Origin of the sequence: Legionella sainthelensi (assembly GCF_900637685.1) — a bacterium.
Classification (GTDB): domain Bacteria; phylum Pseudomonadota; class Gammaproteobacteria; order Legionellales; family Legionellaceae; genus Legionella; species Legionella sainthelensi.
The window spans coordinates 3,981,672-4,006,209 of the sequence record NZ_LR134388.1; the positions used below are offsets into that span (position 1 = coordinate 3,981,672).

Sequence of the window (24,538 nt, forward strand, 5' to 3'; positions counted from 1 at the left end):
TATGAAAGAACTTGACTCATTTCCTATTACCAAAGCAATGGAAACCATTTGTCCTGGTGTTATTAGTGATTTAAAAATACATTGGGACGATACTTTATCGTCCTATATCAAACAAGTGTGGCAAAGGCTTATTTCTTGCGAAAGTACCATAGCAGTTCAATCCAGAACAAAATTCTATAACGCATTGAAACTGTTTTTTAGGTCACAATCGATTGACGTTGAACGCGCTATTTCAGAGTTTGAGGGATACCCCATTGTTCAAACCGGACCTCATTGTCAGTTGTACACCAACGAGGTTGATTTTAATGCCATATTGATGAGCTGGATGGGAAGCAAAATCCATCGACTAAACCATATGTTTGTCTTAAACAGCGTGACACGAACGCTACAATGGAGCAAGAAGCAAGGTCCGGGATGGCTTAACCTAAAACATGAGGTGATTAATTTATTTGACTTGACTCCGAAACAGATGTCAAAGCTCAGTGTGTGTTCATCCTACCCTCGATTGACTTATTTTAAGGGTAATTTTATCCAGTCTTTGAATCAATCCAATTATTTTGAACAAAAAGGACTAGAAAAATTACTAACAGCAATTGATTTTAAAGAATATGAAGGGTTTATTCCTGCATTCACATTATCAAATCAACGTTTACTGGCTCATTGTGCTCAAGACCAAGAAATACAGCCATTAATCATGAACGACTACTTCACCTCACTTTTAGTTGCAGAACATTTACGTGAGCCTGAAGGAATTATTTATCAACTTATTTTTTCCCCGAAACAACGCAACAAGTTGAACCATTCAATCGCCTCAATGATGCATGAAAAAAATCATGTGTTCTTAAAACAAGGTACCGAGTTTTTCTGGGGTGTCAGAGACAATAAAATACGTGCATTAACCATTGAAGATAATGTTCTTAAAGAAGAGACAACTAATCTCAGCAAGCAATTAACAATACCTTTAGACCATCAATCGATTCGAACAGCACTTATCGATGGGTTACTTATCCCTAATATTTTTTTAAGCTTTCTTGTTTTATGCCTCATGCCTCAAATTAGGGTCTTGGGTGGAACAAGGCAAATTGCTTATCTTCCTTTAATCCAAAAAATCTTTTGCAGACTCTTAAATCCTGATAGTCAAGAAGAGCGCGAACTTCTTGAAGAGCTGTTAAGCAATGATTTAAGTGCCTGGGGAACCAACTTCATTCAGGATAAGTTAACGCCACTTGAATGGCTTGGCCGTTTACCAGCTGGAAAGGAGTTCTCTTCATTGAGCACTTATTATCTCAATAAATCAGTTGCAGATATTACCCAAGAATTCGTCATTTTTAAGGAACATCCAACATGGAAGCATATGATATAAACCCATCGCCTTGTTTACTAGTCATCGGTGCACGAGAACATACATTACAAAAACTAAAAACAATGAATATCCGATTTGTGCTGATTCAATCACAACATGATTCTTTGAATATCTCTTTGGATGCACAAATCGTATTCGTTGAAACTTATGAGAATCTTTCTGAACTAAGTCGAATAGCGAAACAATTACATCAAGTACATCATTTTAGATCCGTTGTTTCGTTTACTGAATTTGGCTTATATCCCGCATCCTTAATCGCTGAACAATTGAACATTAAAGGCAATACTGTATTTCCAGTAGAACATACTCGGGATAAATTTAAAATGCGTCGTTTACTCGAGAGTCATCAGCTTGACTCTATTGCCTATCAACGCTGCACCACTTTAGAAGAAGTAACTGTTTTTTATACAAAAATACAGGCTCCTTTTATTCTAAAACCCGTTCATGGCGCAGGAAGTCAAGGCGTGTGCTATGTGGATTCACTCGAAAACCTCCCTAATGCATGGGACTGGGCGATACAGCATGGCAATCTTGAACTTATTGCTGAAGAATACCTTTCAGGTAAAGAATACAGTGTGGAATCCTTAAGTTTGGATGGACAACATCAGGTAATTGCTATTACTGAAAAGCTTACAACCGGATTCCCTCATTTTATTGAATTGGGGCATAATTCTCCTGCTCGCCTGACTCCAGAAATACAACAAAAAATACAGCAACTCATTCTTCGTTTTTTAGAGGTAATTCAGCACCAAAATGGCCCTGCGCATACTGAAATTAAAGTGCATCAGGATGAAATTAAAATCATTGAATCACAAACTCGAATGGGAGGAGACCAAATTTGGGAGTTGACCGAATTAACTACAGGAGTAGATGTTATTTCTGAAACCGTTTTGCATTTATTAGGATTAAGTCAAAATACAAAAATGAAGAAAGCAAATGCCGCAACTGTTTTATTTTTTGCTCGAGAATTTGAAGAGATTCTTGAGATTCATGGACTTGATTCTGCAAACAATTTACCCGGAATCGTTCGTATTGATTGTACTTTGCAAAAGGGGCAGAAACTTGGGAAACTAAGCTCATCTTTATCCAGACAAGGATATATTTTAGGAACAGGAAGCACCATTGATGAGGCTATTTCTTCGGTGAGTTTCGCCATGGAACACGTGTACATCACCACAAAAGCTCACCTTAATTAGGGGAATATCATGTCAGAATCGATGTATCTTAGTTCCGCTCGCACCAGTAGCGCTTATTTTAACATGTCACTTTTTATGCTCTCTTTTTTTATCATGAAATTAGGGCAGTTTTTAATCATCCCTTTTTTAGCCATTTATTTGAATCATTTTTCACTATCACCTATTGGCATAGGAGCGATTATTGCATCTGGGCAATTAAGTCACAGCTTAACAAGCTTATTCATAGGACATTTATCAGACCGCTACCCTTCTCAGCACTTATTCATCATGACTTTATTGGGTTCGGCCATTGCTTATGAGTGTCTTTATCAAAACCAGTCATTAATGTGTTTTATTGTATTAAACACCATCATTGGTGTATTCCGAGCCATTTTTGATATTGCATCAAAAACGTTTCTAGCGTCCAACCCCCATGAGCAACAGAGAACTATTGCTTTTGGTGTGCGTTATGCCATTTTAAATTTAGCAGCCGCTTTAGGTCCACTGATTGGGGCACGTTATGCTGTAGAACACTCCACTCAACTGTTTCAGCTCATTGCATATTGTTATCTTGCTACTGGTCTTTTGTTATTGATTTTTTGGTCAAAAAAGAAAAATAGGCAAACAAAAAAAGAACCACTTTTCTCAATGATGAATACATTTCGATTCATCAAAGCCAATTCTTCTTTAAAAATACTCTTTTTGATTAATTTTATTTGTTACAGTTTATACGCCCAAATAACCTCTTCGTTAGCTCAGTATATGGTGCAGCAATTTGATGATGGGATAGTGATGTACAGCAACATGCTCATCGTCAATGCAATAACCTGCGTTTTGTTGCAGATAGGTATTGGCCCTCTCCTCAGAAAAGTCAATTATATGGTGCTTGCCGCTACCGGGCTATCATTATTCGCCCTAGGCTTTTTGGGATTTTGTTTCGCCCAGAATAGCGTAACAATGAATTGCTCCATGCTGATTTTATCTCTAGGTGAAGTTATTTTCTTCCCCTTGAATGATGTCTTTCTTGCTAAAATTGCACCACCAGATGTGATAGGTAGTTGTTATGGTGTTCTTAATGGTGCCGCTATGGGTTTAGCTGTTGGTCCTGTTTTAGGAGGCGTAATCTATCAATTAGTTGATTATTACTATTTATTTTTAATCTGCTCGCTAGGTTCTCTTCTTACAATTCTTCTTTATAGAAAATTAGTTGCATAAAATGATACTGAGTGAAACAATAAAACTAATAAACGAAAATGTGCTCCATACCCCGCCATGAAGATTCAGAAGAGTGGGGCGGTTTTAGCTCCGTATTGACACGGCGCCACACTTGTCCCATACATTCTTGAAATATACGTAGAGTTCGTTTGATTACCCTGAAAATTTATTAACTGTCTTTTACCGACTCATTTAATTCAGCTTAAAATTTTTCAACTGTCGGTAAGCTGTCTTTCAAATCAGTGGGAATTGATTTGGATAAGGTATATTCTGAAACACCTATAGGTGCACTAATGTTTCGTAACGCATATTCTGCAATGACTTTATTTTTGATTTGCATAGCAAGATTCCAATAGTTTGGTTATCTCCGGGCTTTCGTAATTGATCATCAACAGCTGCAAGGTAAAAACCCAACTGTCCTGTGTGCTCCGGTTTAAATTTCGTATTTTTCAATTCGATGTAGTAAAAGAGTAGATCAACAAAAAATGCTTGATCATCAGACGTCAAGGACACTTGATAACCAACAAAGGCAAAACCTTGGCCGAGCTCAATAAGAAAGTAGCATACCATTCACGACTGTATCATCTTTAACCATTTGCATTAAGCGGCAATACGGCTCCAAGGCAATTACGACACAGCTTGTGTCGTAATTTAAATATCAGAGCAAATTGCTTCATCCGTTACAGGTTTCGCATTTAAAGCTCCTGCATTTCAGGGAATGCTTCGCGCATGTTATGCGAAAACTATTCTGAAAACCCAGTACCCCATTGATGCTGTATGCAAAGAAAGTTCTGATTGGCAGAGCCAAGCTACCTTATTCACATGGCTTAAAACAATGAGGACTTTTCAGAGCAATACACGCAAGCAAAAAGGCGTCAAATTGAGTTATGGGTTGATGAAATATTGGAAATTGCTGATGACTCATCTAAAGACAGCATGTTCAATGAACAAGGAGTACATGTATTTAGTAATGCTGTAGTAACCAGAGCAAAACTACAAATCGACACACGCAATGGCTCGCTTGTAAATTGTTACCTAAAGTTTATGGCAATAGGATTGAAAACACTCATGCTTTATCCGATGCAAACCAAAAGGAAATAACTTTAATTCTCAATAATGTAGCTACTCTTGAAGCCCAATTTTAAAGAGATTATTAAACCTAGATTGAATGTTTTTATTCAATTGTTATTGTGAATAAGAACAAAATTATTGTAACCAACATTAAAGCGAGAAACTAGCAAGCGTAGGCTGAGCTTTTAAGCCCAGCATGCCTAATCTACTCACCAAACCAGTATTTCTTAAAACAATCACCACAAGCCTACTGAGAGATCAATATTCCTTCACGAATAAATCGATGGATACTGGAGTAAGACCAATCTGAAGGATTTTTGACATAGCCATGCTTCACTGGATTAAAATGAATATAAATGACGATTTCTGGGCTTATCAGCTACCCGAAGAAATTCTGGCAGCGCGGGTACTTAACATTTTTGCTCGCAGCAATGTGTCCGCCGTCGCTCGAGCCATATAATCAAGAATTAAGTAATTTCCTTCTTATCAGCTAGGTTAGGCGTAAAACAGGCTCCACTTGCGCCAGGTTATGGCAATAATTACATAGTACTGTTGGATTTAAATGATTAGATTAAGGTATATTGTCTACTTACTTAGTGCATATCAAAAAATTGATGCAACCTGAGTAATTTATGGAAATATTTTTACAAATTTTCAAAGGAAAATCATGAAATTAAAAATTATAAATGCAATTCTATTCTTATCACTATCCCAATTCAGTTTTGCTGCAACACCTGAGAAGCCTAGTCAATGTCCGTCAGTATCTATACTGAAAACCGTAGGTGTTACAGAGGTCATAAAAGAAAACGGTTTTTGGTATGGGGCAGTAAGATCCCACAATTACGATACTAATGATCACTGGACTTTTGCTATCGGACCGTTCCGAACCACTAATGAAAACGATGCAAAACAACAAGCATTGCGTGCATTAGATTCTTTAAGTTTTGAAAAAGGCCCTCTCGGGATTAATATTGAAGGTCAAGACAGTTGGGTATGCCTTTATAAGAACAACTCTGGACACTCTGCTGCTACCATAACACCTGCATTGTCTTATTTACGTTCCTGGATAGCCCATCATTAAATTTTAACGCTAATAGCACTATGCGAGCATTATTTAATAATACTCGCATAAATCAGACAACCACTTAAAATGTATTAATAATCATTAGGGAAGAGTTTTTTCCAAGTCAGTAACTCTTCTTCTGCTGCCAAAATTGATTTAGGCTTAAACAGAGAAAGCGCGGGATTAAAAACAGGCTCATAAAGCTTATCTACACTATCAAAGGATTTTTCCAAAGAAAGCAAATCCTCTTCTGCTACCAGAATGGGTTGCGGCTTAAACAGAGAAAACCTAGGATTAAAAGTAGATTCATAAAGTTTATCGACACGTTCAAAAGGCTGCTCTTGCAATGAGTGACGTACATCAAACAATAATTTTTGTTCCTTAGCAGGTGGAACAACATGCATAACTGCCGAATATACCCCACGATTTTTAGGTGCCAGAACCGGATCGGAACTTTTACCAAGATCATCATCAAGATTATAAATGTTTTCTTTTGTTAGATCACTTATCTCATGCCCATGCACAAAATTAATACGATAACCGGAATGAGTAGCAGGTCTATTGAGAACATCATAATTTCTGTTCATCATTATAAATTCAATCGGTGAATCAATGACATACTCTCGACTGCACTTATAAGCAGCCGTCATTGTCTCACGTGAATACAGCGTGTTTAAGGTATTTGTGCTTGCATACCCTTGAAATACCCGATTAATATTATCTATAGTGCCCGCTAACTCTTTAGCAGAGCTGTCTAAATAAGACACACCCAAGTCTTTCGCAAGCTTTTCAATAGTTTCTAGCCCAATACCAGCATGGCTGTAAATCGTAATTTCTGATAGATCCTCATTAAGTGAGTATGAAAGCGCTCGCAGTGCTGGTTTATAACCCACATTTGCCAGCTCAAGGACCTCTTCCCTGGATATAACTTCTTTATCAACCAACCGTTGTAAACTTTCTAGTGAATGACAAATACCTTCATAAGGTACCATGGTTGTATGAAAGCGATCTTCTTTTTCATAGGACTCAATAAATTCAACGCTATGATTGGACAGTAATATTTCGAATGGAACTTTATTAAGTTGTAATTTTTCTAACAACTTTAATGTGAAGTAATCATTAGCGCCTCGATCAGCTAACTCATCCCCGAGGAGCCTTATCATCCTTCCTTTTTCGAAAACGATTCTATCTAGAATTGTATTAAATTGAATAAGACATTCTTTATCTATATTCTCAAGGGGAGTTTGATAAATTTTTACCAACTTCTCATAGTCTTCTACACTGATATTTGCAATGCCATACCGAACTAAAAAATATAAAAGTTTTATCATATTTCCATGGAGATCACCGACCGTAACTTCCGCTAATTTCCCGTCTAATCCCGTGTCATGAATTTCCGGTTTAACATAAATATCGACTTCTTCTCGCAACAGAGTTGGCATTACATTTCTCCAATAATTTATCATCTGCAGAATATAGGTATGGCTTTTCTGGCATAATCAGATGAAGTAGGCAATAAATATGATTTAGTCGTTTTCTAATTGATCTCTTTGCAAGCTGATTTACAGCATAAGTATCTCAATAAAAGAAAATATTGTTTTTTACTATTAATAAAAATTTTTTAACCTGTTCGAGTAAATCTTCTAGCCTATCTTCCTCCTCTTTTTTTCATATCTTATTCTCATCGTCGATATTGTACTAAAAAAGAAGCAAAAGTAAAAGAAGTAATCAAAAAATATAGGTTTTAGTCATAAACTGAACCTCAAATTTTTTGATTAACAATCCAGCATAAAGGACTCTGAAAAATACACCCTTTACTGTAGGCACTCATATCCTTCTATTCCATAGTGCCTGCAGGTTCTGTGTATTATTGGTAATACAATCGTATTATGTTAATGTCAGAACTGATTTTAGTTCTATGCATTAATAAATAATATTTTTACTGAGCGAGCACTATGAGTCTTTTCTTGGAAACTAAAAATTTAATGATTACAACACCTGAATTGGCAGATTTTAATAACTTATATGCCTTACAAACTGATGCTGATGTGATGAAATATATTGGTCAAGGAATTCGTACCGACGCTGAAATAAGGACTGGATTAGAGAAAGCCATTGCCCATTATGAGAAATATGGTTTCAGCCTGGGTTGTGTCTTTGAAAAGGAAAGTGCTCAATTTGTGGGTCGTGCCGGATTAATCTATGTCGCCTACAATGATAATCAACCTGATATTGAAGTTGCATATGCATTGCATAAAACCGCTTGGAATAAAGGATATGGTCTTGAACTCGCAAAAGCACTTATTACTTGGGGATTTCAAAACCTTGCCATAGAGAGGCTTGTTGCCGATATTAATCCGAGCAATGAACGCTCACGCCGCGTATTGGAAAAAGCGGGGATGAGTTATGCAGGTATAGGAAGATATGAAAATAATAATGTAGTCTGGTACACCATTTCCAATTCCTTTGTCGCTCTCGATAAAATAGAGCTCATCCCCGCGACCCTGGAAGATTATCCGGTTATTCAAAACTTAGGCAGATTCTATGTTTATGATATGAGCGAATACATAGGTAATGAAGAAGGATGGGAAATTCCCGAAGATGGCTTGTACGAATGTATTGATTTTAAAAAATATTGGGAAGATCAAAACTCTTTCCCATTCATCATCCGCTATAAAAATGAGCTAGCTGGCTTTGCTATAGTCGATAAAAAGGGAAGTGACGCTGGCGTTGAGTTTAATATGGCACAATTTTTTATCGCACGAAAATTCAAAAGCAAGGGTATTGGCCGTTATGTTGCGGCGCAATGTTTTAAAAATTTTCCAGGCGAATGGGAAGTGATGGTTCTGCCTGGCAACGAGGGCGCTTATCGTTTTTGGCGGTCGACCATTAGACAGTATAGTGGGAATAACTTTACTGAGTATACTCGTGAAGTCTTGCATTTGAACAACTGCAAGAAAAATATTTTTAGATTTAACTCCGATATTTTAGGGACTGGCTTGTAATATCATGGCGCTCCCCACTTGATTTTTTGCTTTATTCATGTCAAACATAAATACGAATTTTTTATTGCATCAAATTGTAACTTATGGAAAATAGAGTGTATTAGTACTTGAATTGTACTATTTATTTTTTTACAGGATAAGCTGAGTATCGCTTAATCGTTCTTGAATTTTGCCGCACAAAAGGATAAATCTACATGAGTCAGGGAATGATTAAAAAAATTGTATTAGACCTTTTGCATTCAGCCGGAATTTCACCCAACGGTCCTAACCCTTGTGATATTCAAATCCATAATGATGAATTTTATCAACGTGTTTTTAATCATGGTGCTTTAGGGCTTGGTGAAACATATATGGAGGAATGGTGGGATTGTAAAAGCCTCGATCAATTTTTTACTCAAATTCTCCAGGCTAATCTTGAGCGCAAAATTCGCACCAACAAGTGGCTATGGCCTAAATTGCTTCTCCTCAAATTGGTTAACTATCAATCTAAAAAACGTTCTTTAGAAGTGGGAAGACTGCATTATGATCTGGGCAATGAATTATTTGAGTCGATGCTAGATACCCGAATGAATTACACGTGCGGCTATTGGAAAAATGCCAGTGACCTGGACACAGCGCAAATCAATAAATTGGATTTAAGTTGTCAAAAACTAAAACTTGAACCCGGGATGCGTGTATTGGACATAGGATGTGGATTCGGCGCTTTTGCAAAATATGCAGCAGAGAATTATGGGGTCAGCGTAGTAGGGATCACTATCTCCAAAGAACAGTGTCATTATGCAAAACAAAATTGTGCCGGTTTACCCATTGAAATTCGTTTCCAAGATTACCGTGATCTCCATGAACAATTTGATCGTGTGATTTCATTAGGAATGTTTGAGCATGTAGGCTATAAAAATTACCGTACCTATATGCAAAAAGCCAGAGAGTGTCTCAAAGGTAATGGGCTTTTTTTATTACATACCATTGGCAGTACCCTCACTCAAACTACAGGAGATCCCTGGATTAACAAATATATTTTCCCCAATGGCATGCTTCCTTCCATGGAACAACTTAGCAAAGCTTCAGAGGGATTATTTATTATGGAAAACTGGGTTAATTTTGGCGCATATTATGATCATACCCTAATGGCGTGGCATGAACGTTTTGAAAAAAACTGGGCACAATTACAAGAGCGATATGATCATCGTTTTTATCGTATGTGGCGTTATTATTTATTGGCCTGCGCCGGCACTTTTCGTTCGCGTAATACGCAATTGTGGCAAATTGTTTTTTCAAAACACGGAATTCCAGGAGGATATGAAGAACCTCTATTCACTGGGATTAAAAAAGAGGCTCAGAAAGCGAATGGACCACTCATGTTAAACTATCCTGATGAAACTCGAAGTATACTGGCGTAATAACAGTATACTTCTGATCATTATATTTAAAATAAATAATATCTCTTGTGCACACAGAATAATCAAATGAGCATGAATTAGAGTTGTTTTCTAATCAAAAGCCCATTGTCAATTCACATAAGAAAGTCAAACTGCAACTTGGGATACTTAGAAGCTATTGGGCATTGCCTCTATGTAGGTTACAATAAAAAATTTAACCGATACTCACGAAATGAACCTAATCAAGCGAGCAATATGTTTGTACTGCTGCTTATTCTCTAATCTTTATGCAGCCACGCTTCATCAAAAAACAATTACTTATTCTGTGGGAATTGGCCAACCGATTGTTACCTCAACTGCCGATACTTTAGAAAAAGGCGAAATAGGTATTAGCCAACGCGTAGAATATTATTCTAATATTCCCCTCTCTGATTCAGTATTGTTGCAACATCCCTTAGCCGAAAATCTAAATGCCAATTTATATGGTTATTTGTTAGTTTCTTATGGGCTGCTGACTCATTTAACCATTGGTGCAAGCCTTCCATATGTTGATAATATTTCCTTTGCCGCTGCAGGCTTCAATGAAATAACCCAGGTTGAAAGTACTCTTAATTTAGGAAGTGCTTATGGGTTAGGTGACACCAATATCTTTGCTTTATCACAATTTCTCGAAGAAGAGAGTTATGTCATCTCACTGAGCTTAATTTCCGGTGTGAATGCGCCAACAGGTAAAACAACAGCTAGAGATAATACTGGTGCTTTATTTTCTGCTTCTGATCAACCCGGAAGTGGTGCCTGGACTCCATTTGCTGGTGTTATTATTTCGAAGCAATTTAATAAGTTTTCATTAAATTCAAATTTAATCTATACCCAAGGGATGGAAGGAATACAGCATACTACTCAAGGTTCGGTATTTGATTATAATTTTGCAACTGTTTTAGAGCTGTATAGAAATGAACCATTAAAATTGGATATTGATGGCATTATAGAACTCGATGGTGAATATATTGCAAAGGATAATATCTCAGGAGCAGTTGATCCAAATAGCGGAGGGAATTCTATTTTTTTATTGCCCGGCATTAGGGTCAATGTGCATACCAATTATTCCGGCTATCTTGGTATTAATATCCCAATAGTACAAAATCTCAATGGAACCCAAGTGAAAAACCAATACGGTATTACAGGAGGAATTGATATTAGTATTTAATAGACGACGCATTTTTTCGTTTTAAAAAGAGATAGTGGATTTTAAAAATGAATCAAATTGGTATGATAATTAGTTATAACCCCCTGACTGTGGAAATAATCAGTTAATGCTTTGTTAATTTCATGGTGAAGTGCGGGATCATTTGGATTAGTAGCAATAGCTGCAAAGTACTCAAGGGTAGTGATAGGGCCTAAGTCTTTAATTGCATTCGGTGAGTTCACTTCCCAATAACGTGCAGTATACGAATCTATCAATGCAAATTTTATCTTTCCAACTTTGAGAGCATTAATTAATGCATCATCTTGATCGAAAAAATCAAAGTTGGTGCCTTTAAGGTTTAATTTTTTAAACTGCTTCCAATAATCTTTATCTGTAATTCCAATATTCGTATTATTCAACAACTTCATATGAAACTGACCTATTGAATTTTTTTCAATCCTACAATATAAATCTTCGTAATGAGATAGGCACAGAAAATGCAACTGGTGAAGAATGACTTTGCGAAATAATGAGGCCACTTATTGCTATATCGACCTTGTTTTGAGCTACTGCATCAATGAGCTCGTTGCTGCCCCTCACTTCATAATAATCACGTTTAGATCGTTAACTGTTAATTTAAAACAACTGTTGTTCCTCAAAAGAATAGCCCATAAAAAAATGGAATTAAAATATCATCTTGTCTTAACATGGATCATATATGATTAAATTATTAGCAATTAAATGTGGTAATAGACGATGTCTGCTGTAAAAAATTTTAATGTCGTTAGATGGGAAGAAAAAAGCAAAACGAATCGAATAGAAAAAATTAAGGAAAAATTAAACAAGTTTTTAGATAATGAGATTCCTTATTTAAAACAACCGCCGAACAATGATAAAAAAACAAACGAGGATCACTTAAAAAGTATTTCTGAGGAAACTCTTGAAGAAAGAATTCAAAATATTTTAAAGAATATAGAACAAATAGAAATGAAACTCGACAAGCTAAAATAAATTTTCGCCACCAGGATTTGTAGTTCTCAACACAACTATTTATGGAACTTACCTAAAGATCTTCTTTGTAAAATTGTTTTCTCTTAACATCGTTACTATCCGCAGCGCAATTAATAAAAAGTCTAATTTTCATTACGAACAGATTATTCAGGAACAGGGCAGAAGTTTGGGATTTAAATGGATGTTTCCAGTTATGAATAATTAAGAATTATTTTAAATTCCACAATGGTGCCGAGAAGAGGACTCGAACCTCCACGGAGTTACCCCCACTAGCACCTGAAGCTAGCGTGTCTACCAATTTCACCACCTCGGCATTTTGGGGCTAAAGTACTCATATTTTATAGAACTGTCAATAGGATAACCGGCATCTTTTACTTAATTGCAGTGTTACCTCTGTATCTGAGCCCTTGTACTCACTTGCTTTTGCATCACAATGATGTAATAAATACCCATTTATGGCTTTACGAATACATTTTCAAATTGGATCATTAATCATGAAAAAAATAGTTATTGTTACAAGTATCCTACTTTATAGCTCTATTGCTAGTGCATCCAAATCCATAATTTGGACGGCAGTATTTGATAATATAACACCTAGGTCAGAAGATATTACCTTACAATATTGTTTGGAGCATACACCAACGGTAATGGTCACTACAGTAGATCAAGTCTTAAGTAAACAAGGAGTAAAATCATTAAATGGATTACGTGTGAACTATAACAGCTATAAAAGTACCAAAAAAGACGGGCTGTTATTTAATGTAGTTAATGCCACAATCAGTGGAAAAGACGCACATGGAGAATGGTCTACGCCTATCAAGATGTATCAACAAACTTTAAGCGAACTGGACCAAGGTAAAACTTGGGTAGTATGGAGTACACCGAAATGCAAAGGAACGTTTATCGGCACACCCACAATAATTAACGAGTAATGGTATTAAGCCGGGTAAGGAGCGCCTGCTTTAAGGATACGCTCCCGTACTCCTTGCCATGCCCCTGAAGCAGGGGGAAGCTCTATGACAATAACATCCGCATTAGAAGCATCAGCCTTTCTTAATTGATAGTATAAATCAAACGCTACTTTTTCAGGATTATCTTCAAGTAAGTGAAAATATTCTTCTCGAATACTCATTGGTTTTTTGCTTGCTATAACGTAAATGTTATCTCCATGTTTTTGACAAAAATGAGTGAGCAAGTCATAGCCATCAAAATAATACAGCTTTTTTTGGGGTTGGTAATGACTGTCTAATTTCCCCGGAACACGTAATGAGTTTTCGCCGCGCAAAGATGGAAGAGCGATTAGTTCTGCTATGGCTTTTTCATCAATGATTCCATGTCGTAAAATTTGATAATTCTTGGGATCTGTTGCATCAATGATGGTTGATTCTATCCCTACAGTACAACGACCTCCATCCAATATAGTTAGTTCTTGATTAGGAAACGATTCACTTACATGCCCTGCTGTAGTGGGGCTGACTTTTCCAAATGGATTTGCTGAAGGCGCAACGAGTGGCACACCCAATTTTTTTAATAACTCCTGGGCGATGGGGTGAGCAGGACATCTGATTGCTACCGTCGTTTGGCCACCAGTTATCAAAGGGGTAATTTGATTTTGTTTGCAATGGAAAACAAGCGTTAAAGGGCCTGGCCAGAATTTTTTGATTAATTGTTGTGCGTAAGCTGGAATGTCTTTAACCAACAGATCAAGCGCCCAATCTTGAGCCACATGTATAATTAAAGGATGGTTTAACGGTCTATTTTTTATAGCAAAAACAGCCTTAATTGCCTTCTCATTATTGATAGGAGCAGCTAAGCCATAGACAGTTTCTGTAGGGATAGCAACAGGTTTTCCTTGTTGCAAATCGTGAATCGCTCGATCAATATTGGTAGTAATTAAAGGCATATACAAAGCATGAATTGAAAATTTGTTATTTTTACACAATTGGCAGGAGAAAGCAGCTATTTTTGCCTTTTCAATAGTACCTGCATAGAATTAAAAATAAATATTGTTGAGGAATCTGGTCGTGTTACTGAGTTTATTAGGAAAAACTGTAGATGGCTATTTTGCGTTTATCCCTAGAAATAAGCCATCGCTTGAACGGATACAGCCCATTCGTTTAATTGCCCATAGAGGAGCTCATAATCGTGCCGAGGGAATTATTGAAAATACACTTCCTGCTTTCGCCTTAGCCAAAGATTTGGGATGTTGGGGGATTGAGTTTGATGTACGTAGTACAGCAGATAATGTATTCGTTGTTAATCATGATGCGACATTGAAACGTCTTTGGGGACATAATCAAGAAATCGCTAAAATTACCTTTAATGAACTGCGCGCGCTTGTTCCTGACATTCCTACGCTTGCAGAAGTAGTTGCTCTATATGGCAAGAGCATGCATTTATTTATTGAATTAAAAACTCCTATCCATCATGAAGAAATCTTGGTGGCGCAATTACGAGAATTATCCGCTGGAGAGAACTACCATTTCTTGACTCTAAACTCATCAATTTTTTCTTCTTTGACGCAAATTCCCAAAGAATCTTTATTATTAGTCGCCTCGCATAATAACGTACAGGAATTTTGTAATTTATGTATCAGAGAAAATTATGGAGGCGTATTAGGTCATTATCTTATGATTCACAAAAAGGCAATCAATCAATTAAGGGCAACCCAAAAAATTGTGGGTGTCGGTTTGGTCGATTCGAAGTACAGCTTATATAGGGAATTGAATCGAAAACTCAATTGGATTTTTACCGATCGTGCTGCTGAAACAAGCATCTACTTGCAATCCTTACAAAATAAGGAAGAAAAAAACAAATTATAGTGCAATTGATGATTCGTACGGATCTCCGCTGTCTTGAACTCCTCCTCAAGGCAACAAGCCGTTCTTTTGCCATCCACTTCACAGTGAAGCATTGTGCCGACCCCAACTTTATTATTTTGATGTATTAAAAATTTTTACTCTCTGAAGCACTCTGCCACCCTCCTCCTAGAGCCTGAAAAAGAGCAACCGTATCTGCTAGCCGATTGGCTTGTGCTTGAATTAAATTTAATTTGGCCTGTTGATAAGTTATCTCATTGAGAATTAATCCTACAGTGCTGCTATCACCCAATGCAAATTGGCGTCGAGCAATGTTCAGGCTTGTGAAAGCCGCACGTTCTGCGTTACTTGCTGTTTTTAGAGAAATGGCATCAGATTGAATTGCTTTTAAGGTATCGGCCACATTTTGGAAGGCATTAATGACTGTTGCGCGATAGTCTGCGGCAGCTTGCCTGTAGTTGGCTTCCGCAGCACGTTGTTTATGGCGTAAAGTCCCTGCATCAAAAATGGGTTGTGTGATAATCCCAGCCATTGCCCAGAATTGAGTATTAGATTGCAATAAAGTCCCTATAGTAGTGGCTGCGCTTCCGAGATTAGTACCGCTACTATTAATCGTCACATTCGGCAATCGATTTGCGATAGCAACCCCAATCAATGCATTTGCTGCATGCATTTGTGCCTCTGCAGCCCGAATATCGGGTCGATTTTCGAGTAATTTTGCCGGCACAGAAAGAGGAAGCTCTCTTGGAAGATGTAAGGAGCTTAAGCGAAATTGAGGTGTATTTTGATCGTCTGGAAATCGCCCAGTTAATGCATTCAGCAAATCACGCTGAATCGCAAGTTGTTTTTCCAACGGAGGAAGCATTGCTTCTGATGCAGCTAATGCTGCTTGTTGGGTAGCAACGTTGGATAACGCTGTATCACCCAATTTTAACTGTTGTTTCAGAATTGCCAAAAGCTTTTTTTGATCGGCAATCATATGCTGGGTTACAGTAATTTGCTCGCGCAAAGCCGCTTCCTGGATGACGGCATTGACCACATTTGTCGTTAGGGTCAAATACGTTGCTTCTAACTGAAAGTGTTGCACCTCTACCTGGGCAACCAATGATTCTATCTGGCGTCGTGTCCCTCCAAAAACATCGGGAGTGTAAGAAACATAAAGCTGACCGGTAAATAAAGAATATAAGTATTGGTTGCTTGCCAAAACGCTGGTAAGAATTTTTGCCGTTTGCTGGTAAGTGGGTGAAAAGGAGCTCCCTACAAAGGGAAGTAGAGCACCTTTTCCAGCATAGGCATTTTCAAGAGCAATAGATAAGGATTCTTGAGCTGAAGTTACGGTGGGATTATGCTGTATACTTGCTAAAACCACATCATCGAGATCTTTGGAATGGAATAATTGCCACCATTGTTTTGGAAGTTCTTTGTTTGGGGCAAAATATTGTGCCTCACCCATTTTTGTAGCCGTTGCAGGTGTTTTTTTCCCCAATGATTTTTTCGTATACGACTGAGGAAGTATTTGTGTCGGCCTTTTATAATCAGGACCAACCGTACAGTTACTTAAGAGAAAAAATACAAGTACAGCGCCCATACCCGAAGCTTTTTTAAAATATGGGTTAAAGCGCTTATTACACCGCCCAAAATACCAATTGTCTTTTTTATGCTTACTCATCGCCTCCATCTCCATCGGCGCATACTGCTTCTACCGTGTTCAATGAAGTGTTCCAAGGTGTAATAGTAGGTAGGTAAAATAAATAAAGTTAATAAAGTAGATACCGCCAAACCGCCAACGATTATTGTAGCTAACCCCCGTTGTACATCTGTTCCAACTCCAGTTGCTAATGCAGCAGGAAGCATACCAAAGGAAGCCACTGTTGCAGTCATGAGTATAGGTCGCAACCGTTCAGCTGCACCAGATACCACAGCACGATTTAACGATTTATTGGTTTTGCGCACCCTTCTAATATTTGCAATCATGATAATTGCGTTTTGTATGGAAACACCAAAAAGCGCGATAAAACCAACCGCGGTAGCAACATTGAACGTTTCTCCTGTAATATGAAGTGTGACCAGCCCGCCTAAAGTTGCCATTGGAACTACGCCCAAAATAAGAAAAACGAGGTGTAATTTTTGGAATTCAAAGAATAAAATCAATCCCATGAGGACGAACATAAGGCCTAAGATATAGATTAATCGTTTTTCTGCGCGCTCCTGACTCTCAAATTGACCCGCCCATTCCAGACGAATTTGTTGTGCATCAAATTTTACTTCATCAGCAATGCGACGTTTGGCTTCATTGAGATAAGAAGTAAGATCTCGACCACGATTATCCATACGTACCGTGATTTCTCGCTCGCCCATTTCATGAGCAATAGTGCTCTCACCAGTCTTATATTCAATTTTGGCTAATTCTGATAAAGGTATTTTGGCGCCATCTGAACTGGTTAGAAATAAATTCCCTAAAGATTCAATGCTGTTTTTATTCGTTTTAGGAAAACGTACGGTAGCGTTATAAACGCGACTCCCCTCATAAATGGAGGCAATCGGGGATCCGCTAAGACCTGTTTGAATTAAATTAGTGATATCAGCAACATTAATACCATAACGAGCTATTTTTTCTCTATCGGCCTGAATCGTTATTTGCGGAATGGGTGGCTCTTGGAATACAGACGCAGAGGCAGTTCCCGGAATAGTTTTTAATAGTGCAACAATTTGATTGGCTATACGGCGACATTCACGTAAATCATCACCATAAATTCTTAAAGCAAGCGGGCTATGTGCTCCAGCTATCATGTCATTCACATTGTCAATAATAGGTTGGCTTATTCCTATGGTATAACCTGGCATCCTGGCAAATCGTTTTGTAAGCTTTGCGATAAATTGGGCTTTCGTTTCATGATTAGGCCATTGTGCGTAAGGGTTTAAACCGACAGGAACCTCCATATGAGAAGGAGTCCAGGGATCAGTCCCCTCATCATTGCGCCCTACTTGGGTGATCACATAAGAAACTTCAGGGTATTCAAGAAGTGTATCGCGTAATGAACCCGCCATTTGATTGGCTTTTTCCAAGGATAAACCCGGCGGCAAATCGACTTGCAACCACAGTGATCCCTCATCCAATTCCGGTAAAAACTCACGGCCTGCTGTAATTCCTAAAAATACGACCAAGACTAATGTAATTATCCCTAATACATAAGCGATATAAGCGCGTTTAAGCAATTGACGTAACAGCGATTGATAACGTTTTGTTAACCAAATAAGGGGGTAATTATGAAATACTTTTTGTGGCTTACGTAACGCGGTATAGGCCAAGCCTGGAATAAGTACCAAAGAGCAGATTAATGCACCTAAAAGAGCATAACTTACCGTATAGGCCATGGGGGTAAACAGTTTACCTTCCGCATGTTCAAACGCAAATAATGGTAAATACGCAGAGATGATAATTAAAGTTGCAAAAAATATAGGTCTAGCCACATAGTTGGTTACTTTTAATGTATCTTCTACGGTCAGCATTTTTCCAGGATTTTGTTCCCTCTGGCGCAAAATTGCTTCCATTACGACGATTGCCCCATCCACAATGACGCCAAAATCAATAGAGCCCAGGGAAAAGAGATTCGCAGGCATTTGAGTTAAATTCATGAAAATAAATACAGTCACTAACGCTGCAGGAATCGCAACTGTGACGACTAGCGCACTACGCCAACTCCCAAGAAAAAGCATCAATACAAGCGAGACAAAGACGATTCCTTCAATGACGGTATGCTTTATTTTGTCAACGGTAAGGTTTACCAATTTATCACGATCAAGACAAGGAACGATGGCCACTCCCATGGTCTTAAGTTGCTCTTGCAATGCATCTAATTTGGCATGTACTCCGTCCAATATTTTTCCCGCATTCTCCCCCTTACGCATGAGGACAATCCCTTCAATCGTATCGGAATTATGATTTTTCCCTAATATCCCTTCACGCTCTTTATGGCCGAACTCAAGTTTGCCAAGATCACGGATTAGTACCGGAACACCATTGTGTTGTTTGACCACTATAGCGCCTAGCTCGTCCAAGGTATGTACCTGGCCTCTTCCACGAATAATGTAACTTTGTTCCCCGCGAGTAACACGGCCGCCCCCAGCGAAGGTAGTATTGTTGTTTATTGCATTACTAATGTCATTTAAAGAAAGGTTATAAACTCGCATTTTCAGTGGATCGAGGGTAAGCTGAAACTCTTTAGTCAGCCCTCCAAAATTAACCACATCAGAAATACCTGGAGCTTGTTTCAGTTTGGGAATAATCAACCAACGTTGAATTTCCGATAATTCCATCAGGGTTTTAGTATTAGATGTAAGCGTGTAGCGATAGATTTCGCTACTTGAGCCAACGAGAGGGTCCAAAGAAGGAAAAATACCCGGAGGTAAGGATGCTTGGCTTAAAACTTCCTGAACACGCTCTCGGGGAAAATATTCATCTGTTCCATCCTTAAAAACCATAGTAATTAATGATAAGGCAAAAGTGCTGCTGGAGCGTAGAACGGATATATTGGGTACACTCACCAGTGCACGCTCTAAAGGTATAGTAATTTGCTGCTCTATTTCTTCTGCGGCTAATCCAGGTACTTGAGTAGTAACAGAAACACTTACATCATCAAGCTCAGGATAAGCCTCAACCATCATTTGGGTACCCGAAATATAGCCATAAAAGCCAATCAGAATTGCAGCGCCCCATGCAATGTGGCGACGATGGAAACATGCAGTGATTAGTTTATCAATCATTGACCAGTATTCCTCCAGAAACAACAACACGATCACCGCGTTTTAATCCTGAGGTAATCCGTACCACATTTTTATCTTCAGGGCCGAGCACCACAGCACGTGATTCAAAAGTCCATGGGGCTGTTTCAACATACACAGAGGTAGTATCATCATTCATAATAATTGCAGATAACGGCACAATGACCTGTTCTTCTTGCGGCAAATCCATTTGCACTGTAGCAAACATATTAGGCTGCAATTTATGATTCGCATTTGTAAAAGCAATGCGTGTTTTATTACATCGGGTGTTAGGATCAATTAAATTATCAACAAATGCCACTTTCCCTTCCCAAATTTGATTAGGGTAAGCAATTAATGAAATGGATGTTTTGAGTCCTTTATTGACTAGCGCAATTAAATGTTCTGGAACACAAGCTGCAATCCAGACAGACTGAATATTAGATAGTGTCAATATAGGTGCTGTCGGATCATTAATGTATGAGCCTACACCATAATTGATCGCAATTACTTTGCCATCAATAGGCGCTTGAATGCGTAACATACCAGGCTCATTGTTACCTAATGATTTTAATGTCGCCTGCGCACGTTGTACTTCGGCAAGGGCTTGAGTGTAGTTGCTTTGCGCTTGTTCAATATCTTTGACTGAATTAGCTCCTGCGCGATTGACTTTTTGGGCTCGATTTAATGTTTCTTGAGTCTGCTTCAAGATACTCATTGCTTTTGCCATATCAGAATATGCTTGGGCTAAACCTGCTGATTGTAAAGTGGCTAAATTTTGATTACTTTTTACTTCATCACCGAGCTTGATATTCAGTTCTGTCAGATGCCCTGTCAGTGGTGGAAGAATATTTACTGTACGTACCGGATCGGCTTCAACTGCTCCGGGTAAAAAAACGCGATGGGGTTTTTTCGATGTTTTAACGGGACGGATCATGAGCTGGGCGCGCAAAGGAGAATTTTCTGGGACGAATATGCGATGATCTTTGCGAATAAGCATGGGAGTAACTGCTTTTTTAGGGCTACTGCTCATAAGAGTCAGGCACCCCCTAATCAAAAGCATAAAAATAAAAAGCAGCAGCAACAGGAGAATAATTCGAACTATTTTGGCACGAGGAGCCTGATTTTTATCAGGATCATGAAAAGTAGAAAATAAAGAGCGTATATCCATAAGTTACACTTTCTGCACATTGAGAATATATTTCAAAATAAAAACCAATCTAAGAAGAAAAAACGAGCAAGAAGGATTAAAAAGTGCAACTATGAGCACATACATAACATGTTTCCGTGTCATCAATTTTTGTACTCAGTATAATGAAACTTCTTCCTATGTGCTATAGCTTGATGCAAGACGATTCTGTAAGAAAATATTTTTAAAAAGCACACGTTAGCGCTAAATTAGGTATACAAAAAATAACAGTTTCGCCTGATTTTGGGCGATAAATGCAGGTTTTTGGAGTTATGTTTTGACATTATATAATCTTTTAATATGGTTAAGTGGCATTTCAATTAGAGCTTATCTTGGCATCAGCCCAATTATACTGAAAGATTCAGATCACATTTTTTACATTTTGAAATCAAAACAAGGAGGTTCGCATGTACACACTTTACTCTTTTGGCACTCCTAATGGTATTAAACCAACCATTATACTGGAAGAGCTATCCCAGCCTTATACGATCCAATTAATTGATATTTCCAAAGGCGAGCAATTTAATCCAGAATTTTTAAAAATTTCACCAAATAATAAAATCCCCGTTTTGTATGATTCCCAGGAAGATTTTTATCTGTTTGAGAGTGTTGCCATTTTGCAATATCTTGCTGAAAAACATGGAAAATTCCTACCTAGTACACTACAAGCCAAATACACGATTTTACAGTGGTGTTATTTTCAAGCAGCACACATTGGCCCAATGTTTGGTCAATTAGGGCATTTCCACCGCGCAGCTCCTGAGCAGATTCCGTATGCGCTAAAACGTTATACAGATGAATGCGATCGTTTGTTATCCGTGATGGAAAAACAATTAATCAAGCGCCCATTTATTGGGGGAGATGACTATACGATTGCAGATATGGCTATTTGGCCCTGGATTTATTGTTTCCAGGTGATTTACAAACAAACTATAGATACGCAAAGATTCACTCATCTGCTGGCATGGTATCAACGTCTAGGTGAGCGTACTGCGGTGCAAGCTGCGCTAAAGGCCTATGAGTTATCCATGGAAGGTAAAATTTAGTTTACTGAGACCTGTATAAAATCCCCTCACTCAACCAGAAAAGAAATTGAAAGAGGGGCTGATATGAATCGCGAGTATTTATTTAACTGTGCTGCAGCGTCTGAGTCAATTGGGATTCGTGTGTTTCTGTAGGCCCATTTTCTTTTTTAGATGTAGCATAAAGCCCATTTCTGCTTAGGGATTCACCAATGAAGGTTTCTTTAGAACTTGGTGCTTTAGACAATTTTTTAGATAAACCTTTGAAATCCAAGCCTTCAAGTCTATCCACTTGTTTTCCTTGTCTTTCAAGGAGTTCTCGATACGAAGCGTTCGTACTTTCTAACTCTTTTTGTACGAGTATGAGCTTTTTTTCTGCCTCGCAAATTCGTTCGGCAATTTGCAGAAAACTAGCTTCTTTATTTTTAAGAAAATCATCTAATTTTTCTTGGAATACGCGTTGCTTTTCTTCATTACCAATTGTGGATGAAAACTCAGAGATTGCCGCCCCCAAAGCCTCTATCATTAATTTGGCTTTATTTAGATCTTCGCCTAATTCAGTTCTTACCTTCTCAATCTCTAAAACTTTCTCTGCCAGCTCTTTTTGACTGCTACCATAGGCGTCATTAATATGGTGCAATTTTTCTTGAGCTTGTTGCAATAAATCAGTTTGTTGGTTTACACCCTCGGTTAATGTATTGGCAACGTTTTGTAAACCTTCTTTGGTAATGGTGAGTGTCTCATTAATTTTAGAGGTAGCTCGTACCTGTTTATCAACCGCGTCAATTTGGTGGCTCAAAAGGTTAATATTTTCAGAAAGCCGTTGATTTTCTTGTGCAAACTTTGAAATTTCAATCTCTAATTGTTCGCGAATAACATTTAAGGCATTAATTGTTAACTCAAGTAAATCTGCCAAACCTAAAATCCCTTTTTGCAAACTTTCTACCGCACTGGTGCTGCATTTGTGATGATCATCGAGAATAAGCCCACCGGCTGTATAGGTAATTGCTGTTACACCACATATTGCAAGGAGAAAACCAACATTAGCAGCAATGCCAATAATTAAAGTAGGCAACGTAAGTGCAACCCCGCCTAGAATTTTTTGCCATAGTGGTAATTCCCCCCAAAAATCTGCAGCACGCGAGAACAGGCTTGGATTTTTCTCCATACTTTTAACGGTTTCTTCCAAACTTTTTCTAATTTGTTCGAATATTTCTTTAGTGATGGTCATTTTTTTGAATTTATTTTCTTCGGTATCACTAAGGGCTTTTAACTTAGCTTGGATTTCCTCCTCTAAGTTAGTTTGGAGTGGGGTGGTTTCTGGTACTTTCTTAAGGTCATGTTCTGTATCAAGAGTGACAAGAGCCTGAAGCTCTTCTGTGTTGGTAGCCATGTGAGTTCCCTTTCTGTTAAATATTCATCCTGTGCCAACTATTTTTAACCAGAATAGTTTAAAAAAACAAGTAAAAATTAACTTTTAAAGTTAGTGCAGTTTTAATTTAACAAAGGATGTTCTTTTTAAAGGCAGACATTGGGGAATTGCTAGCATAAAGCAGAGGAAAAGCTAGGCTATTAAAGCCTAGCTGAAATAATGTATGCTAATTAACATGCTAAAATTGGTTGTTCTTCAATTATTTCATTCATTTCATCATGTTTTGGAGCTTCTGATTTAGGGAAGCAACGAGAAAAGCAATCAGAAACAGCAGAAACAACGCTAGCACCGCCGCGAGTAAAAATACTAGCAATTAGTAATGGCGTTGAAACAGCAGCAATGACAGCCAATGCAGCAGTAATAATGGTGCAAGCAACAGTGACAACACCTGCCAAAGCAGCAACCATAAGCGCATCTTTTGCAGTTTCTTTTGCGTTTTTATTGAAAAGACCGACGACGCCAGCACCAGCTGCAAATAATAAACTTCCAGCAATAGTAATCGCTCCTAATGCCGCACCAATTGCCGTAACACCAGCAACAAGACCTAAAGTTAAAGGAGTCACAACGGGAGCAACTAAATTACCGCCAAAATCTTTTAAACTTCTATAAGGAGTGAAAAATCCTGGAGCAGCTTTTTTCTTTTCAGCAGCATATGCAGCTAAAAACTCTTGTGCTTCCTTTTTTTCTCTCTCATTTTCTGAAAATGCAGCAACGCCACTCAACGCGATTAGTTCCTTAAAACTCAACTCAGGAAAGGTCTCTCTTTTCGCTTGCATAGTCTAACGTCCTCTTTTGATTAAATTTGCGCCATTCTATTTCAAAAAAAAGCTACGTGTCAAGTTGAGTT

At 38.0% G+C, this 24,538-nt stretch carries 22 protein-coding genes and 1 tRNA gene; 12 read left to right on the plus strand and 11 right to left on the minus strand.

Features of this window, described 5'->3' with window-relative positions:
• Position 1: 1 nt before the first annotated feature.
• The 3 genes from EL220_RS17335 to EL220_RS17345 are packed head-to-tail and all read left to right on the plus strand — an operon-like array spanning position 2 to position 3,753.
• On the plus strand, positions 2-1,363 hold the full coding sequence (locus EL220_RS17335; protein WP_027271865.1) for a hypothetical protein: 1,362 nt from the start codon (positions 2-4) through the stop codon (positions 1,361-1,363).
• Complete coding sequence (locus EL220_RS17340; protein WP_027271866.1) at positions 1,345-2,559, plus strand: ATP-grasp domain-containing protein; 1,215 nt, start codon at positions 1,345-1,347, stop codon at positions 2,557-2,559. The genes EL220_RS17335 and EL220_RS17340 overlap by 19 nt, the downstream gene beginning before the upstream one ends.
• A 9-nt stretch (positions 2,560-2,568) precedes the next feature.
• Entirely contained in the window at positions 2,569-3,753 is a 1,185-nt protein-coding gene (locus tag EL220_RS17345; RefSeq protein WP_027271867.1) for an MFS transporter, read from the plus strand.
• Positions 3,754-3,955: 202 nt separating this feature from the next.
• Here the strand turns inward: EL220_RS17345 and EL220_RS18390 are convergent, their stop codons facing one another.
• The gene (locus EL220_RS18390) at positions 3,956-4,093 is read right to left on the minus strand and encodes a PDDEXK nuclease domain-containing protein (protein WP_197720972.1); all 138 of its coding nucleotides are present in this window, start codon (positions 4,091-4,093) and stop codon (positions 3,956-3,958) included.
• Positions 4,033-4,323, minus strand: coding sequence for a PDDEXK nuclease domain-containing protein (locus EL220_RS19855; protein WP_027271868.1), 291 nt, complete (start codon positions 4,321-4,323; stop codon positions 4,033-4,035). The genes EL220_RS18390 and EL220_RS19855 overlap by 61 nt, the downstream gene beginning before the upstream one ends.
• Positions 4,324-4,632: 309 nt before the next feature.
• Between EL220_RS19855 and EL220_RS19860 the strand changes: the two genes are divergently transcribed.
• Together EL220_RS19860 and EL220_RS17360 are read left to right on the plus strand one after the other, a co-directional pair.
• Positions 4,633-4,854, plus strand: a complete 222-nt coding sequence (locus EL220_RS19860; RefSeq protein ID WP_414973831.1) for a hypothetical protein — start codon at positions 4,633-4,635, stop codon at positions 4,852-4,854.
• 637 nt (positions 4,855-5,491) lie between these two features.
• Positions 5,492-5,905 carry a DUF4949 domain-containing protein gene (locus EL220_RS17360; RefSeq protein ID WP_027271870.1) on the plus strand — a complete coding sequence of 138 codons (414 nt, stop codon included), beginning with the start codon at positions 5,492-5,494 and terminating at the stop codon, positions 5,903-5,905.
• A gap of 74 nt (positions 5,906-5,979) precedes the next feature.
• Here EL220_RS17360 and wip read toward each other — a convergent pair whose 3' ends face one another.
• On the minus strand, positions 5,980-7,329 hold the full coding sequence (wip, locus tag EL220_RS17365) for a Dot/Icm T4SS effector Wip (protein ID WP_027271871.1): 1,350 nt from the start codon (positions 7,327-7,329) through the stop codon (positions 5,980-5,982).
• 525 nt (positions 7,330-7,854) lie between these two features.
• On the opposite strand from wip, the gene EL220_RS17370 reads away from it, so the two are divergent.
• The 3 genes from EL220_RS17370 to EL220_RS17380 all read left to right on the plus strand — a co-directional run bounded on the left by EL220_RS17370 (position 7,855) and on the right by EL220_RS17380 (position 11,478).
• Positions 7,855-8,892: a GNAT family N-acetyltransferase gene (locus EL220_RS17370; RefSeq protein WP_232002530.1), complete on the plus strand. Its 1,038-nt coding sequence runs from the start codon at positions 7,855-7,857 to the stop codon at positions 8,890-8,892.
• A gap of 194 nt (positions 8,893-9,086) precedes the next feature.
• Positions 9,087-10,292 carry a cyclopropane fatty acyl phospholipid synthase gene (gene cfa / locus EL220_RS17375; RefSeq protein WP_027271873.1) on the plus strand — a complete coding sequence of 402 codons (1,206 nt, stop codon included), beginning with the start codon at positions 9,087-9,089 and terminating at the stop codon, positions 10,290-10,292.
• Positions 10,293-10,503: 211 nt separating this feature from the next.
• Positions 10,504-11,478: a transporter family protein gene (locus tag EL220_RS17380; RefSeq protein ID WP_081779082.1), complete on the plus strand. Its 975-nt coding sequence runs from the start codon at positions 10,504-10,506 to the stop codon at positions 11,476-11,478.
• A gap of 41 nt (positions 11,479-11,519) precedes the next feature.
• Here EL220_RS17380 and EL220_RS17385 read toward each other — a convergent pair whose 3' ends face one another.
• Entirely contained in the window at positions 11,520-11,885 is a 366-nt protein-coding gene (locus tag EL220_RS17385) for a type 2 periplasmic-binding domain-containing protein (RefSeq protein WP_051544762.1), read from the minus strand.
• Between the two features lie 328 nt (positions 11,886-12,213).
• Here EL220_RS17385 and EL220_RS17390 point away from each other — a divergent pair, with 328 nt between their 5' ends.
• Complete coding sequence (locus tag EL220_RS17390) at positions 12,214-12,468, plus strand: hypothetical protein (protein ID WP_027271875.1); 255 nt, start codon at positions 12,214-12,216, stop codon at positions 12,466-12,468.
• A 226-nt stretch (positions 12,469-12,694) separates the two neighbouring features.
• Here the strand turns inward: EL220_RS17390 and EL220_RS17395 are convergent.
• Positions 12,695-12,781: transfer RNA gene (locus EL220_RS17395), tRNA-Leu, on the minus strand.
• A 181-nt stretch (positions 12,782-12,962) separates the two neighbouring features.
• On the opposite strand from EL220_RS17395, the gene EL220_RS17400 reads away from it, so the two are divergent.
• Positions 12,963-13,400, plus strand: coding sequence for a hypothetical protein (locus EL220_RS17400; protein ID WP_027271876.1), 438 nt, complete (start codon positions 12,963-12,965; stop codon positions 13,398-13,400).
• Positions 13,401-13,405: 5 nt separating this feature from the next.
• Here the strand turns inward: EL220_RS17400 and EL220_RS17405 are convergent, their stop codons facing one another.
• Positions 13,406-14,371 carry an L-threonylcarbamoyladenylate synthase gene (locus EL220_RS17405; protein ID WP_027271877.1) on the minus strand — a complete coding sequence of 322 codons (966 nt, stop codon included), beginning with the start codon at positions 14,369-14,371 and terminating at the stop codon, positions 13,406-13,408.
• Positions 14,372-14,492: 121 nt separating this feature from the next.
• Between EL220_RS17405 and EL220_RS17410 the strand changes: the two genes are divergently transcribed.
• On the plus strand, positions 14,493-15,290 hold the full coding sequence (locus EL220_RS17410) for a glycerophosphodiester phosphodiesterase (RefSeq protein WP_027271878.1): 798 nt from the start codon (positions 14,493-14,495) through the stop codon (positions 15,288-15,290).
• Between the two features lie 124 nt (positions 15,291-15,414).
• On the opposite strand, the gene EL220_RS17415 is transcribed toward EL220_RS17410, so the two are convergent.
• Genes EL220_RS17415 through EL220_RS17425 form a run of 3 tightly spaced genes read right to left on the minus strand, consistent with a single transcriptional unit; the run spans position 15,415 to position 21,219 of the window.
• Entirely contained in the window at positions 15,415-16,956 is a 1,542-nt protein-coding gene (locus tag EL220_RS17415) for an efflux transporter outer membrane subunit (RefSeq protein ID WP_232002531.1), read from the minus strand.
• A complete protein-coding gene (locus EL220_RS17420) occupies positions 16,953-20,051 on the minus strand; it encodes an efflux RND transporter permease subunit (RefSeq protein WP_027271880.1) in 3,099 nt (1,032 codons plus the stop codon). The genes EL220_RS17415 and EL220_RS17420 overlap by 4 nt, the downstream gene beginning before the upstream one ends.
• A complete protein-coding gene (locus EL220_RS17425) occupies positions 20,044-21,219 on the minus strand; it encodes an efflux RND transporter periplasmic adaptor subunit (RefSeq protein WP_027271881.1) in 1,176 nt (391 codons plus the stop codon). The genes EL220_RS17420 and EL220_RS17425 overlap by 8 nt, the downstream gene beginning before the upstream one ends.
• A 425-nt stretch (positions 21,220-21,644) precedes the next feature.
• Between EL220_RS17425 and EL220_RS17430 the strand changes: the two genes are divergently transcribed.
• On the plus strand, positions 21,645-22,283 hold the full coding sequence (locus EL220_RS17430; RefSeq protein WP_027271882.1) for a glutathione S-transferase family protein: 639 nt from the start codon (positions 21,645-21,647) through the stop codon (positions 22,281-22,283).
• Between the two features lie 82 nt (positions 22,284-22,365).
• Here EL220_RS17430 and EL220_RS17435 read toward each other — a convergent pair whose 3' ends face one another.
• Both EL220_RS17435 and EL220_RS17440 read right to left on the minus strand, forming a co-directional pair.
• Positions 22,366-23,652 carry a LegC2/C7 family Dot/Icm T4SS effector gene (locus tag EL220_RS17435; RefSeq protein ID WP_027271883.1) on the minus strand — a complete coding sequence of 429 codons (1,287 nt, stop codon included), beginning with the start codon at positions 23,650-23,652 and terminating at the stop codon, positions 22,366-22,368.
• 209 nt (positions 23,653-23,861) lie between these two features.
• Positions 23,862-24,467 carry a hypothetical protein gene (locus EL220_RS17440; protein ID WP_027271884.1) on the minus strand — a complete coding sequence of 202 codons (606 nt, stop codon included), beginning with the start codon at positions 24,465-24,467 and terminating at the stop codon, positions 23,862-23,864.
• Positions 24,468-24,538 lie beyond the last annotated feature (71 nt).

Bases quoted from the DNA above. Each gene is read 5' to 3' on its own strand.
- EL220_RS17335 (WP_027271865.1), top strand. From the start codon at position 2: ATGAAAGAACTTGACTCATTTCCTATTACCAAAGCAATGGAAACCATT.
- EL220_RS17340 (WP_027271866.1), top strand. From the start codon at position 1,345: ATGGAAGCATATGATATAAACCCATCGCCTTGTTTACTAGTCATCGGT.
- EL220_RS17345 (WP_027271867.1), top strand. From the start codon at position 2,569: ATGTCAGAATCGATGTATCTTAGTTCCGCTCGCACCAGTAGCGCTTAT.
- EL220_RS18390 (WP_197720972.1), bottom strand. From the start codon at position 4,093: ATGCAAATCAAAAATAAAGTCATTGCAGAATATGCGTTACGAAACATT.
- EL220_RS19855 (WP_027271868.1), bottom strand. From the start codon at position 4,323: ATGGTATGCTACTTTCTTATTGAGCTCGGCCAAGGTTTTGCCTTTGTT.
- EL220_RS17360 (WP_027271870.1), top strand. From the start codon at position 5,492: ATGAAATTAAAAATTATAAATGCAATTCTATTCTTATCACTATCCCAA.
- wip (WP_027271871.1), bottom strand. From the start codon at position 7,329: ATGCCAACTCTGTTGCGAGAAGAAGTCGATATTTATGTTAAACCGGAA.
- cfa (WP_027271873.1), top strand. From the start codon at position 9,087: ATGAGTCAGGGAATGATTAAAAAAATTGTATTAGACCTTTTGCATTCA.
- EL220_RS17380 (WP_081779082.1), top strand. From the start codon at position 10,504: ATGAACCTAATCAAGCGAGCAATATGTTTGTACTGCTGCTTATTCTCT.
- EL220_RS17385 (WP_051544762.1), bottom strand. From the start codon at position 11,885: ATGAAGTTGTTGAATAATACGAATATTGGAATTACAGATAAAGATTAT.
- EL220_RS17390 (WP_027271875.1), top strand. From the start codon at position 12,214: ATGTCTGCTGTAAAAAATTTTAATGTCGTTAGATGGGAAGAAAAAAGC.
- EL220_RS17400 (WP_027271876.1), top strand. From the start codon at position 12,963: ATGAAAAAAATAGTTATTGTTACAAGTATCCTACTTTATAGCTCTATT.
- EL220_RS17405 (WP_027271877.1), bottom strand. From the start codon at position 14,371: ATGCCTTTAATTACTACCAATATTGATCGAGCGATTCACGATTTGCAA.
- EL220_RS17415 (WP_232002531.1), bottom strand. From the start codon at position 16,956: ATGAGTAAGCATAAAAAAGACAATTGGTATTTTGGGCGGTGTAATAAG.
- EL220_RS17420 (WP_027271880.1), bottom strand. From the start codon at position 20,051: ATGATTGATAAACTAATCACTGCATGTTTCCATCGTCGCCACATTGCA.
- EL220_RS17425 (WP_027271881.1), bottom strand. From the start codon at position 21,219: ATGGATATACGCTCTTTATTTTCTACTTTTCATGATCCTGATAAAAAT.
- EL220_RS17430 (WP_027271882.1), top strand. From the start codon at position 21,645: ATGTACACACTTTACTCTTTTGGCACTCCTAATGGTATTAAACCAACC.
- EL220_RS17435 (WP_027271883.1), bottom strand. From the start codon at position 23,652: ATGGCTACCAACACAGAAGAGCTTCAGGCTCTTGTCACTCTTGATACA.
- EL220_RS17440 (WP_027271884.1), bottom strand. From the start codon at position 24,467: ATGCAAGCGAAAAGAGAGACCTTTCCTGAGTTGAGTTTTAAGGAACTA.